The following is a 13069-nucleotide window of genomic DNA, read 5'->3' as shown; positions in this document are numbered from 1 at the left end:
TGGTGTTCCTCGGATTATTGCTCGGCGAGGCGCGCCGCCGGTCAGCCGCCGGGCCGGGGGGCGGCGAGTTCGGCGACCTTCTTCTTGAAGTCGGGCCGCGCGAGCGGGCGGGTCACGCCGACCCAGTCCGACCGCTTGTAGGACTTCACGCCGATCGCGGGCACGCACGTCGAGCAGCTCGCCACAATCATCTTGCCCTTGCCGATGACCATCCCGACATGGCCGGGATTGTTCGCCGACGTCCCCGGGCCGGAGTCGAAGAACACCAGGTCGCCGGGCTGCTCCTTGCCCTTGGAGATCCGCACGCCGAACGGCCACTGCTCGAACGTGGTGCGCGGGATGTCCAGCCCGGCCTGCCGGTAGGCGGCCTGGAGGAGGCTGGAGCAGTCCCAGGCGTCCGGGCCGTTCGCGCCGAACACGTACGGCTTGCCGCGCTGCGCCATCGCGAACTCGATGATCTTCTGGACCAGCGCGCCGACGTTGGCGGGGAGCTCGTTGTCCTCGCAGTTGACGCCGTTCGCCTGGACGACCTTGAAGTCGCCGCCGACGTAGCGCTTCGCCCAGTCGAGGACGAGGTCCACGTAGTCGGACGAGTGGTTGTACTGGAAGATCGCGGTCCGCATCCGCTGCGGGGCGCCGTTGTGCTTGAGGTAGGCGGCCGCGGAGGGGATCGCGTCGGCCGGGTCGTAGCGGTCCTTGCGGCCGTCCTTGTTCCCGTCGACGCCGAACGCGTCGAACGTCGGCTTCAGGAACTGCATCGGCCCGCCGGCGCCCGCGTAGTTCTCCCCGCTGCTGACGCCGGGCAGCGTCGACCGGCCGTGGTCGGTCTCGACCTTGCCGATGCCCGCCAGGACGTTCCACGGGATGCCGTACTTCTTGCCGGCCTCCTGGTAGAGCTTCAGGTAGTTCGCCGGGACGGCCTTCGCGTCGTTCGCCGCGACGGGCTGCGCGTCGGCGCCGGCGACGTCCACGCAGTCACCGCCGCCGACCCCGCCGCCGAACATGAACTGGCTGGCGCCGAACAGGATCGGAACGAACACCAGCGCGACGAACAGGGTCGCGGCGACGCCGAGCGCGCCGACGAGCAGCAACCGGCGCGGGCTCATCCGGTGTCACCCGCCTGACCGGTGCCGGCCGGCTGGAAGGAGTACACCTTCAGCGACCCGCCGTCCCGCGCGACCGTCACCGCGTACTGCCTGCTCTCGCTGCTCCGCTTGCCGCCCTTGGTGAGCTGCTGCCGGCCCGTCACGAGGAAGATGAGCGAGTTGTCCTCGATGTTGCGGACCTGGTCGATGGTCGCCGACCCCTGCGCGACGACCTGCTCGCGGCGGCGCTCCTCCAGGAGGCCGGGCGTGCCCGCGTCCCGGCCGAGGCGCTGCCGCAGGTCGTCGGTGGTCAAGCCGGCCAGGCGCCCCATGTAGGCGTCGGGGGTCTCGTCGTAGCGGTACGTCTCGTAGGCGGCGACGAAGCGCTGGGCCATGTCCGCCGCCGTGGCGAACTCCTGCCGGGAGAACGGCAGCAGCCGGTAGATGTCGAAATCGCCCGGGTTAACGGCGTTCTGGATGCCGGGCGGCGGGGACTGCGGGCCGGGCGGACCGGCCGTTGGCGTCGCGCTCGGACGCGCCTCCGGCCGGTCGTCGCCGTGCTCGGGCGCCGCGACCGTCAGGTAGATGCCGACGGCGGCGAGCGCCACCACGAGCCCCGCGAAGAGAAGCTTGCGCCGGCGGTCGTTCAGGTTCATCACTCGTCCCGATCCGCCTCACCTGACGGACGGTCCACCGGGCGCAGCCAGAACGGGATCGGCGGACCCTCCCCGGAGCCGCGCCGGCCGCCCCACAGCGGCGGCGGCTGCTGCCGCCCGCCCGGGCCCTGGGCCGGCGGCGCACCGTTCGAGCCGCCGTCGCCGGCACCGGCGCCGCGCTGCCGCGGGATGTTCGCCGCGGGCGCGCCGCCCCCGGAGCCGCCGGAGCCGCCGCCCGAACCGCCGGAGCCGCCGCTGCCGCCGTTGGAACCGCCGCCGGAGCGGCCGCGTCCGGCGCCGGCGAACCAGCCGCCGCCCCCACCGGAACCGCTGCCGCCGCCCGAGCCGCCGTTACCGCCGCCACCGCTGACGCCGCCGCCACTGCCGCCGCGTCCCGACCAGGAGGTCGGCCGGACCGTGCCCGTGCCGGGGCCCGTGCCGGACGACGGCTTCCCGCCGCCCGCCGCCGCGCCGGCTCCGGGCTTCGCGGCGGAGACGCCGCCCGAGTTCCCGCCGCCGTCCGCCGTGCGGTCGCCGAGCGCGCCCGCGCGGGTCGGCAGGTTCAGCGGCGGCGCGCCGCGCCGGGAGCGTCCCTGCGAGGCCGCGATGGCCCCGCCCGCGCCGCGCGGCTTCGCCGCGAGCACCGGTGCCTCCTCCGGCGACGGGCCCTCGCCCGCACCCGCACCCGTCCGCCGGTCGGCGACGGCGACCGCGGTGCCGGTCGCGGCATCGCCCTGCGCCCCGGCGACGGCCTCGGACGTCGCCTCGCGCTTCGCCCACTTGCCCAGCCGGTACCCGGCCGCGCCCGGCACGACGGCGGCCGCGACGCCGGTGGTGCTGCGGCGCGCCTCCGTGACCGACTTGTTGAGCTGCGCCTCGCTCTTCTCCCGCGACCCGACGGCCGAGTACCCGACCGCCGAGAACAGGTGCTGGAACGGTTTGCGGTAGATGAACGCCGCGAACGTCACCAGCGCGATGAGCAGCACCTGCAGGCCCCACGGCAGCGTCTCGCCGAGGATCAGGCTGTACGCCCACAGCAGCAGCGACAGCACACCGATCAGCGCCGCCTGTTTCAGCAGCATCGACAGCAGGAGTTCCAGCCATCGGACGGCGATGACCCGTCCGATGCCCGGATGTATCCCGATCCCGAGGAAGATCGGCCCGGCGACGAGCAGCAGCAGGAACGCGATCTTCACGACGATCAGCGCGATCGCGATGACCATGATGAGGAGCCCGGCGACCAGTGCCGCGAACAGCCCCCCGAACGCGACCGCGAGCCGGTTCTGCCAGTTCTTGCCCTGGAACAGCGAATAGGACTGCGGGTAGTTGTCCTTGATGTTCTTCGTGACGTCCTTGTAGGCGTCGGCCTTCTTGCCGAGGTCGACCTTGTTGCCGCCGTACGTCTCCGGCAGGTCGACGGCCTGCGACCACAGCAGCTTGTCGGCGTTCTCCTTGACGATCTTCGCGTTGGGGTCGGTCGTGCCGAACTCGCCCTGCAGCCACGGCTTGCAGACCAGCGCCACCCACAGCCCGTTGGCGTTGCGCGTCGTCGCGTCGAGGTTCTGGGAGGTCGCCGGATCGGGCTTGCCGTCCGGCCTCGGTATACAGGTCCCGCCCTTGGTGTCGCTCTGGGGCAGTGCCGCGTTGAAGGCGGCGCTGGTCGCCTCGGACGTCTTCGTCCCGAGCGTGGTGAAGTCCGCCGGACGCGCGATCAGCCAGACGAGCGCCACCATCGCGGCGACCATCCAGATCACGCCCTCGGTGACCTTGCTGGCCCGCTTGCGGACCAGCCCCCACCACGCGAGCCACATCGCGCCGAGGATGACCACCCACGACCAGTACCGCGCGTTGAACGTCTTGCCGATGTTGCTGATGACGCCGTCGACGGTGTCCTTCAGCCAGCCGAGCAGCGAGTCGGACGCCGCCGCCTGGTAGACGCTGATCGTCGTCCGGTCGATGGCCCGGACGATGGTGAACGTGGTGTTGGCGAGGGCGTTGCCCATCAGCGCCATGCCGTCCGAGCAGCCCATGTCGACCGCGTACCAGGTCTGGCCTGCCGTGCCGTACCGGTCGTAGTAGGTCAGCTGCTCGACCGGTGTCTTCTGCAGCTTCTCGTTCGGGTAGTCGGGCGGCTTGATCATGCCGTCCGTCCCCGACCCGTACTGCTCGGGGGGCGGGTTGTCCGCGGGACGGCACGCGTCGTTGGGCGACGGGAAGATCGGGTTGGCGCCCGCCATCGGGGACAGCCCGACCGTGAAGAGCGCCATCAGGAGCAGCACCACCGCGGAGCGGCGGGCGCGCGGACGGCGCCGGCGGCGGCCGGGGCGGTCGAGGACGGCGCGGTCGAGCCCTTCGCCGGGCGAACGCTGCAGGCGCGCCGTCCCGTGGCGGGGACTCCTCATCGGGTGACCTCCTCGGCCTCGGCCCCCGCGGCGGTGAGTTCGGACGTGCCCGGACGGGACCGGGTCGGGTTGGTGTCCAGCCAACGCTGCAGTTCCTCGGAGATCAGGTCGACGCCGATGCGCCCCGCTCGGCCGTCGAGGTCACGGAAGATGCATTCGCCGTTGCCGAGGTTGCGCAGCACGGCCTTGTGCTCGTCGGACGCCTCGACGCCGAGCAGCGACATGACGTTGCCGACCTCGACCCGTTCGGTGGAACGGAACGAGAACACCGACGACAGGCAGTTCGTCACCTGTTCGTTCAGCAGGTCCCCCGCGTTCTGGGAGACCAGGATCAGGGCGGTGTTCCGGGAGCGTCCCATGCGGGACACCTCCGGCACCAGCTTCGCGCCCTCGGGCGTCGAGGTGATCGCCCACGCCTCGTCCAGGAAGATCGCCTTCGGCAGCCGCCGGTCGAGGCCGTGCATGAGCCGCCGCGCGAACTGCGACACGAGGTACATCAGCGCCACCGAAAGCCGCTGCTCGTAGGAGTAGTCCTCCCGCGAGATGGCGACGTCGGGCAGCGTCAGGCCGCCGAGCGTGAACACGGTCGTCCAGCCCTCGGTGTCGATGCGCTCCCCGCCGGACGGGTCGAAGCACAGCCGCGCGAGCCGCATCTCCGACATCGACCGGAGCACCGCGCCGAGGTTCTTGGACGCCGGGTCGGCCGCGGCCTCCAGATGGTCGACGACGCGCCCGAGCGACGGCCGCTCCGCGTTGGCGACCGCGCCGACCGCCTGGATCATCGCGGACTCGCGCTCCTCCGACATCCGCGGCAGCAGCAGCCGCAGCGTCTCGGTCGCCATCGTCTTCATCGTGGCGAGGTCGTCGCCGAACGAGAACGGGTCGAGCAGGCCGGGCGCCGCCGAGCCGAGCGGCAGGATGCGCGCCTTGCGCCCGCGCGCCTTCAGCAGCTCGACGAGCGACTCGGCGTCGCCCTTCGGGTCGATCGCCGCGATCGTCACGCCGCGCAGCGCCATCTGGTAGATCAGCAGCAGCGCCAGCGTCGTCTTGCCGCCGCCCGGCTCACCCGTGATCGCGACCGCGGTCGGCCGGTTGCGGGCCGCCGCGACGAGCGGGTCGAAGTGCACGATGGACCGGGCCCGGCCGAGCGTCTCGCCGATGTAGGGGCCGATCCAGCCCTCCTGCTCGTCGTCCGGCCGGTCGCCGAGGTCGACGGTCGCGACCGGCATGCCGCCCGCGATCGTCCGCAGCGGCTGCCGCTGCGCGTAGGCGTTCAGCCGGATCTGGTCGCCGGGCAGCGACTCCAGGAACAGCGAGAACTGGTCGCCGGTCGAGTTGACGACGTCGATGCCGATGTCGCGGTAGTGCTCGACGACCGCGTCCACCCGCTGGGCGAGCAGCTCCTCGGTCGGCGCGGACACGATCAGCCGGTGCCAGCCGTACACGAACGGCAGCCGCTCCTTGGTGATGCCGTGCTCCAGCATCCGGGCCGCGTCGATCTGCTCGGCGAGCGCGATCGGCGCCTCCGCGCCCGCCTCCCGGATGTGCTGGTCCATGTCGCGGGCGTGCGCGAGCTTGCGGGAGACGTCCTTGGACGCCTTCGCCGGCGGGATCAGCTTCATCCGCGCGCTGATCTCGACGGGGAACGGCAGCGAGTCGGAGTAGTGGAACCAGGGCTCTCCGTCCGGGAACGGCATCATGTCGGGGAACCGGGCGAACGACAGGTACGCGACGTACGACGCGGCCGTCGCGCCCCCGCCCGCGCCCGTGAAGTTCGGCTGCTCGATCCGCAGGTAGGAGCGGCCGTTGTGGATGGCGCCCTCGACCAGCGATTCGATCTCGCCCTTGCCCCATGTCCGGCGCGGGACGGCGGACGGCGGCGGATCCGCCAGCGACCCCGTGACCGCGTGCTGGAACAGCCACGCGACCTCCGTCGAGGTGGCGTGCCTGGCGTACAGGGCGGACCCGCCGAGCGCGCGCCCGACCCGTTCGGCCTGCTCCGTCCAGCGCGCGATCTCCTTCTTGTCGATCGCGTCGTCGTGCACGCCGAGGACGCTCTCGCTGCGCTTGTAGAACCCGAGCAGCTGCGCGAGGACGCCGCCGGACAGCTGCGCGCCCATCCCGCGCGGCCCGAGCCGCACCCCGAGGTAGACCTCCTTGGTCCAGAAGTCCTTCGCCCACACGTGCGCGTAGGTCTCCTCCAGGTACTCCCGCCATCCGGGCCCGCCGTCCGACGTCCGGTCCAGGGCGAGCGCCCACTCGGCCGCCGGGTACGTCCGGTGCGCGATCCGCAGGTGGATCTCGGCGTCCTGCATCCGGATGCCCGCGAGCGCGATCGTGATGTTCGTGGCGAGCGCCTCGCGCTCCTCCCCGGTGGTGAACTCGTACGACACCGTGGGGAGCCGGAAGTACGCCCAGGCGGCGCTGTCGGTGAACAGCACCCGGTCGTCGAAGTACCGGACGGCCAGCCGGCTGGACTTGCTCATGCCGTCCTCCCGCCCTCGGCCCCGACCGGTGCGCGCCGCTCGGCCGGACCGCCGCGCGCACGCCGTCCCGGACGAGGAGCACTCACTGATTCTCCCGGCGCCCGGGCGGCCGTGCAGGGCTGCCCGGGAGAGTGTTCACGGTCCGGACGGTCATGAACGTCAAGCCCGTCCGCCAGGGATGCCCGTTTCACTAGGGTCTCCGCTCGATGCCCGCGAGGGGCGCTCATCGGGTGGCCTCCTGCTCCTGCTGAAGCTCCTGGTAACGCTCGGGCATGACGGTGAAGCCGCCGGCGACGACACCGGCCAAGGCAAGGTAGGCACGCCGCGTCGGCGTCCGCAACGACTTCAGCTCGTTGCGCGGCGCGCGGTCCATGCTGAGGTGATCATCCCACGGGATGCGCACCAGGGCCCGGCACCTGCCGCGCGCCACGGCCTCGGCCTGCTCGACGTCGTCCATGCTGCGGCGGCTCACCCCGTTGATGACGGTCACGGCGCGGGACCGCAACTCCTCGTAGCCGTGGCCGTCCAGCCATTCGAACGTCATCGCGACGGCGCGCGGCGCGTCGGCGCTGGCCGGCGCCACCAGCACGATCTGGTCGGCGTACGGCAGGACCCGCGCGACGACGGCGGCGGCCGCGTCCAGCAGCGTCACCGAGTAGAACTTGTCGATCGTGCGGATGGCGAGCGCGTAGTCGCGGTCGTCGAGCGCCTGCAGCGGGTTCTTGCCCGCCGCGATCACGTCGAGCCCGGACTTGGCCTGCGAGGTGTACCGGCGCATCGCGGTGAGGCTGCCGACCTGGTCGGCGCGCGTGATGAGCCCGGTCAGCGTCTCGTTGGTGTCGCTGCGCGTCCGGCGGGCCAGCGCGCCCGGCCCGGGGTTCACGTCGATCGCGACGACGGGCTCCCCGTTGTGCTGCGCGAATGTGTGCCCGAGCATCAGCGCGGTGACGGTCTGCCCCGCGCCCCCGGTGCACCCGAGGACGACCACGTGCCGCGTCCCGTGGAACGGCTGCTGGAGCCGCTGCTGGTACTCGGCGTCGGCCTCGCCGTGCCCGCCGCCGACGGCGTGGATGAGCCGCCGGAACCCGCCGGTGCTGACCTCGTGCTCCGGCCCCGGCGGCGTGATCGCCGGACCGGACGGCGGCGGCGCGGGCGGCGGCGGCAGCGGGCGCGGCCGCACGGGCGAGGCCGGCTGCGACCGCACCTCACGCGGCGGCGCCTGCTCCTCCACAGGCGGCGCGGGCGGCGGCACCTGCTGCGCCGCCGCAGGCTCGACAGGCTGTGCCGGGGTCTCGGCGGCCGGACGCTGCGGCCGGGACAGCCCCTCCGACCACGGCTTAGGCGGCTCGCGCCTCGGTGCGGGCGGCACCGCCCGGGGCGGCGCCCCGAACGCCCCGGGCACCATCGGCACATCGGGCCGCGTCACGGGCGGCGCCCAAGGCGGCGGCGGAGGCACCGGCGCCCGCGGCCCGGCGACCTTCTTGTCCCCCGGCTCCCCACCGGACGCACCGCCCCCGGAAGCCGTCTCCTGGGCCCGCCGCCCGGACTCCACACCGGAACCGTCCGCAGGACCCGACGCCGACGCAGCCCCCGCAGCAGGACCGGCCACCGGAACACCAGTCGGACGGCCAGGCTGCGCGGGGCCGGACTGCCGCGTCCCTTCAGATGGCACCGTCCCCGACGCGGGAACGCCGGTCGGATCGGTGCTGCTCGACTGCTGCGCTCGCTCGGACGACGCCGGCTCTGACGTAGACCCGCCCGTTGCAGCAGGGCCAGGTGCCGGAACACCAGTCGCGCGGATGGGATGCGTAGAGCTCTGCTGCCGCGTCGCCTCAGGCAGCGTCGGCGCCGGGGAAGCCCCGCTCGCAGGAACGCCGGTCGGATCGGTGTTACTCGGCTGCCGCGTCCGCTCGGACGACGCCGGCTCTGGCATAGGCCCGCCCGCGGCTGCAGGGCCGGGTGCCGGAACACCGGTCGCGCGGATGGGACGCGTAGGGCTCTGCTGCCGCGTCGCCTCAGGCGGCGCCGACTCCGGCGAAGCCCCGCTCGCCGCACCGGCACCGGCCGTGGGAACACCGGTCGCGGGGGTGGAGCCCGGCCGAGTTACCTCGGGCGGCGCTGTCTCCGGGGCAGGACCGCCTGATGCAGCACGACCTGCCGCCGGAACACCGGCCGCGGGGGTAGAGCCCGGCTGCCGCGTTGCTTCGGGCGGCGTCTCTGAGGCGGGGCCAGTGCGGCCTGCCGCCGGAACACCGGTCGCGGGGGTGGAACCCGGCTGGTGCGTTGCCTCGGGCGGCGCTGCCCCGGGGGCGGGGCGGACTGGCGTTGGGACGCTGGTCGCGGGTGGGGGGCCCGGCTGCCGTGTTGGTTCGGGGGGCGCTGTGTGCGGGGCGGGGCCGCCTGCTGTTGCGCGGCCTGTCGCCGGGACGCCTGTTGCGGGGGTGGAGCCCGGCTGTCGTGTTGCTGCGGGCGGTGTCGTCTGCTGGGGAGGCGTGTTCGGTGCTGAGGGGTCGGCGGTAGGGGCGTTGGGCGTGGGTGTTGCGCTTCCGGGTGGGGCCGGGGCGTGCCGGGGCGGTGTGGGGGGGTGTGCGGGCTCGCGGGGGCCGTTGGCTATCTCTTCGGCGGCGCGGCGGATGTCGGCGGGGTGCTGCTGGGGGATGTCGGGGCGGGTGGCGGGGGCGGCCTGCCAGATCTCGGCGGGGGCGCCGGGGCGGCGGACGCCGGAGGCCAGGGCGCGTTTGCCGGAGCCCGCCGGGGTCTCCAGCTGGGGGGTCGCCGGGGGGCGTTCCATGTCGGCGGTGGGGAGGGGCAGGACGTCGTCCTCGTGGAAGTTGTCGCGGGTGGTGCGCCGCCAGGGCTTGGGCGGGGCCGCGGCGGGCTGCTCCTGCTGGGCGGCGTACTCGACGAGGGGCGGGGGCGTCGCCGCGGTCGCGGGGCGGGGCGGGCGGGCCGGGAGCGGGGTGGGCTCGGGGTCGGCGTGCCGGCGCTTGCGGCGGGTCTTGATCGCGGCGCGTTCCGCCGCGGCGACCGGGGCGGGGCCCTCGGCGCGGCGCCAGACGCGGGCGACGATCACCACTTCGCGGGGTTCGCGGATCGGGGTGAGGCGGCACCAGGTGCGGGGCTCGGCGAGGTAGCGGCTCTGCGAGAGCAGCAGCTCGGTGAGGCGCTTGCCCTCGATGACGGGGCGCGTCGCCAGCCAGGTCAGGACGCCCGGTGGGACGATGTACAGCACGTGCCAGGGCGACTCGAACGGGACGCCGACCAGCCTGAGCAGCAGGATCCAGGGCACGAACACGCCGAGGAAGACGCCGATCTGGACGAGCGGCAGCGGCATGGGCAGCCGCAGGTCGTACAGCTTGTACAGCCGCTTCTCGATGCGCCAGATGTTCGTGTACGTGGGCAGATCCACGCCCCTACTCCCCTCCCTGCGCGAGCGCCGAGCCTCCCCGGGTCAGGAGACGTCCACACCGAGGGCCGTGGCGATCGCCTTGGCCGTGGTCTCGATGATCTTCGGCACGTAGAAGATCACTCCGATGCCGATCGCCAGCACGATGAATTGCACGAATCGCGTGATCTCGCGGGTGAACAGGAAGAAGATCGCCACAATGGAGACGATCACGAGGAACAGCGGGCCGAATATCTGGCGGAGCCAATCGGCCAGCTGGTCGGTTTTGAGTTCGTCGTCGGGCGCCGCCAGGAGATCGAGCGGAATCGACGCCATGAGGTGATGCAGCATCGATGTTCTACCTTCCTCGGTCGGCGGATGCGGGGGTTCGGTTCTTCAATTCGCGGCCTCTCATGACGCGTTCGGTTCGGTGCTGCCGCGAATGTCGCGCACGAGCCAGGTCGTGCCCTTCTTGACCATGGTGAGCTGGTAGCTCTGCTCCAGCTCGCCGCCGCCGCCTCCGGCGGGCTGCCACACCACGGTCGCGGTGACGGACCGCTCGCCCTGGGCGCCCTTCGGCGCGATGACCTCCTTGACCTGCACGAACGTGACGGACTTGGCGAGGCCGGTGATGGTCGTCCCGGCGGAGAAGCGGGACAGGGCCTCCTGGTTGCCGGACGCGTACTCCGGGAAGAAGGTGCCGAGGAAGGGCTTGAGCTCGTTCTCGAGCGCGGTGTCGCGGTCGTCGAGGCCGCCCTGGGGAAGCTGCGCCTTGGTCGGCGGGGGAAGCAGGGCGGGGCGGGCGGACACGACCAGGGAGCCGCTCTTGTCGGCGTAGACGGGAACGGCGAGCCGCAGCCACCGGTCGGCGGTGCGGGCGAGCAGCGTCACGGTCGCGTTGTTGGCGTCGCGGGCGTCGACTCCGGCGACCTGGACGGACTGCACCTGCATCTTCCCGACGCCGTTCCAGCCGAATTGCGCGTCGGCGCCGTCGGGCAGGAAGGTGCGCAATTGCGCCTCGCGGGCGGGCGCGGTCTTCTGGTCGTAGTTGAGATAGACGTTGGCGAACTGGATGGCGAACGCGCCCGCGGCGCTGCTGGGGAACCCGGCGCTGCGCGGCGGCTTGGACGGGGACGCGGCGCCGCCGCCGGAGTCGCCCGCGGTGAAGCGCTCGAAGGGGGCGCGGACGCCGTTGACGAGGATGACGAGGATCAGCGCCCACAGCACGGCGCGCCCGACCCAAACCCACCAGCGCCCGCCGGACCCGCCCCAGCGGCCGCCCCGCGGGCCGCCGGCGCCGGACCCGCCGCGGCGACCGTCCCGCTCGGACAGGTCCCACGAGGGGTCGACGGAGGACGCGAGCGCCCGGGCGGGCGCCGCGGTCTCCTCGACTACGGCGGTGTCACGGCCGCGTCCCACGGCCGACCTGCGAGCCATCCTGCCTCCGCTCGCGCCTCGCCCCCGGTCGGCGCGGTCCTGTGTGCCTGGTCATGTTCCGGTGGCTTTTCCGAACCCACCTTCGGGCCCAGGGTAACCACGGGCGTCAATTGTTCCAGCGCATCGCAGCGAAGCACAGCCCCGGCACGCGGTTGTGGATAATGCAATCCACCTCAACAGGAACGGGGAAGATTGCCAAACGGTGACGATCCCCTATCCAAGGCTCCGAAGAGTGCGCAGGTCCAGGTTCCGGACAAGCGGCGCGACTCGGTCGTTGCTTGGTGACCGGGTGGCGGTGACGGCCGCAATCCATTCCCGAAAGAAACCGACAAACTGGCCGATACGCGACATCACACAGCAAAACGGCAGCTCACCGGCCTCGTCCGCCCCAATGGCACCACGGAGACCGGCTGTTGCCAAAATCACACTGGTCACGGCCCTTGCCGGACCGTGACGCGCCCTCCACCGGGCCGGTCAGACGTTGAAGCGGAACTCCACGACGTCGCCGTCCTGCATCACGTACTCCTTGCCCTCCATCCGGACCCTGCCGGCGGTGCGGGCGGCGGCCATGGAGCCGGCCTCGACGAGGTCGTCGAACGAGACGACCTCCGCCTTGATGAAGCCGCGCTGGAAGTCGGTGTGGATGACGCCGGCGGCCTCCGGGGCGGTGTCGCCCTTCCGGATCGTCCAGGCGCGCGCCTCCTTGGGGCCCGCCGTCAGGTACGTCTGCAGCCCGAGCGTGCCGAACCCGATGCGGACGAGCTGCGACAGGCCCGACTCCTCCTGCCCCATGCCCTGGAGCAGTTCGAGGGCCTCGTCGTCCGGCAGCTCGATCAGCTCCGCCTCGATCTTGGCGTCCAGGAAGATCGCCTCGGCGGGCGCCACCAGGTCGCGCAGGCGCGCGCGCAGGGCCTCGTCGGTCAGCTCGCTCTCGTCGAGGTTGAAGACGTAGAGGAACGGCTTGGCCGTGAGCAGGTGCAGCTCGCGCAGCAGTGCCAGGTCGATGCCGGCCTTCTCCGCCCCCGCGAAGAGCGTCACGCCGTCGTCGAGCAGCTTTTGCGCGGCGTTCACGGCGTCGACGACGGCGAGCTTGTCCTTGTCCTTCTTGGTGCGGGCCTCCTTGTCGAGGCGCGGCAGCGCCCTCTCGATCGTCTGGAGGTCGGCCAGGATCAGCTCGGTGTTGATCGTCTCGATGTCGCGGGACGGGGCGACGTCGCCGTCCACGTGCGTGACGTCCGGGTCCTCGAAGGCGCGGATGACCTGGCAGATCGCGTTGGTCTCGCGGATGTTGGCGAGGAACTTGTTGCCGAGCCCCTGCCCCTCGGACGCGCCCTTGACGATGCCCGCGATGTCGACGAACTCCATCGTCGCCGGGATCACCTTCTGCGAGCCGAAGATCTCCGCCAGCGTGTGCAGGCGCGGGTCGGGCACCCCGACCACGCCGACGTTGGGCTCGATGGTCGCGAACGGGTAGTTGGCGGCCAGCGCGTCGTTCTTGGTCAGCGCGTTGAACAGGGTGGACTTGCCGACGTTGGGCAGCCCGACGATTCCGATGGAGAGGCTCACGGCGGTCAAGTTTATGGGCGCCCGGGCGCGCCGCGTACTGCCCGGAACGTCC

At 72.4% G+C, this 13069-nt stretch carries 8 protein-coding genes; all 8 read right to left on the bottom strand.

Annotated elements, in window-relative coordinates; genetic code table 11:
* Positions 1–41 precede the first annotated feature (41 nt).
* Positions 42–1106: a C40 family peptidase gene (locus ACGFI1_RS07930; RefSeq protein ID WP_392784032.1), complete on the bottom strand. Its 1065-nt coding sequence runs from the start codon at positions 1104–1106 to the stop codon at positions 42–44.
* The gene (locus ACGFI1_RS07925; protein WP_392784030.1) at positions 1103–1741 is read right to left on the bottom strand and encodes a hypothetical protein; all 639 of its coding nucleotides are present in this window, start codon (positions 1739–1741) and stop codon (positions 1103–1105) included. Before ACGFI1_RS07925 ends, ACGFI1_RS07930 begins: the two co-directional genes overlap by 4 nt.
* Positions 1741–4143, bottom strand: a complete 2403-nt coding sequence (locus tag ACGFI1_RS07920; protein ID WP_392784028.1) for a type IV secretion system protein — start codon at positions 4141–4143, stop codon at positions 1741–1743. Before ACGFI1_RS07920 ends, ACGFI1_RS07925 begins: the two co-directional genes overlap by 1 nt.
* Positions 4140–6629 carry an ATP-binding protein gene (locus ACGFI1_RS07915; RefSeq protein ID WP_138636887.1) on the bottom strand — a complete coding sequence of 830 codons (2490 nt, stop codon included), beginning with the start codon at positions 6627–6629 and terminating at the stop codon, positions 4140–4142. Before ACGFI1_RS07915 ends, ACGFI1_RS07920 begins: the two co-directional genes overlap by 4 nt.
* 223 nt (positions 6630–6852) lie before the next feature.
* The gene (locus ACGFI1_RS07910) at positions 6853–10038 is read right to left on the bottom strand and encodes a TcpE family conjugal transfer membrane protein (protein WP_392784026.1); all 3186 of its coding nucleotides are present in this window, start codon (positions 10036–10038) and stop codon (positions 6853–6855) included.
* Between the two features lie 42 nt (positions 10039–10080).
* Positions 10081–10365 carry a hypothetical protein gene (locus ACGFI1_RS07905; protein WP_386872674.1) on the bottom strand — a complete coding sequence of 95 codons (285 nt, stop codon included), beginning with the start codon at positions 10363–10365 and terminating at the stop codon, positions 10081–10083.
* A gap of 60 nt (positions 10366–10425) precedes the next feature.
* On the bottom strand, positions 10426–11451 hold the full coding sequence (locus tag ACGFI1_RS07900) for a conjugal transfer protein (RefSeq protein ID WP_301177713.1): 1026 nt from the start codon (positions 11449–11451) through the stop codon (positions 10426–10428).
* A gap of 474 nt (positions 11452–11925) precedes the next feature.
* Positions 11926–13017, bottom strand: coding sequence for a redox-regulated ATPase YchF (gene ychF / locus ACGFI1_RS07895; protein WP_138639179.1), 1092 nt, complete (start codon positions 13015–13017; stop codon positions 11926–11928).
* Positions 13018–13069 lie beyond the last annotated feature (52 nt).

It is taken from the genome of Actinomadura geliboluensis (assembly GCF_043197915.1).
GTDB lineage: Bacteria > Actinomycetota > Actinomycetes > Streptosporangiales > Streptosporangiaceae > Spirillospora > Spirillospora geliboluensis.
The sequence above is the reverse complement of the archived record's forward strand: the minus strand, read 5'-3'. Positions and strand labels throughout refer to the sequence as shown.

Bases quoted from the DNA above. Each gene is read 5' to 3' on its own strand.
- ACGFI1_RS07930 (WP_392784032.1), bottom strand. From the start codon at position 1,106: ATGAGCCCGCGCCGGTTGCTGCTCGTCGGCGCGCTCGGCGTCGCCGCG.
- ACGFI1_RS07905 (WP_386872674.1), bottom strand. From the start codon at position 10,365: ATGCTGCATCACCTCATGGCGTCGATTCCGCTCGATCTCCTGGCGGCG.
- ACGFI1_RS07925 (WP_392784030.1), bottom strand. From the start codon at position 1,741: ATGAACCTGAACGACCGCCGGCGCAAGCTTCTCTTCGCGGGGCTCGTG.
- ACGFI1_RS07920 (WP_392784028.1), bottom strand. From the start codon at position 4,143: ATGAGGAGTCCCCGCCACGGGACGGCGCGCCTGCAGCGTTCGCCCGGC.
- ACGFI1_RS07915 (WP_138636887.1), bottom strand. From the start codon at position 6,629: ATGAGCAAGTCCAGCCGGCTGGCCGTCCGGTACTTCGACGACCGGGTG.
- ACGFI1_RS07900 (WP_301177713.1), bottom strand. From the start codon at position 11,451: ATGGCTCGCAGGTCGGCCGTGGGACGCGGCCGTGACACCGCCGTAGTC.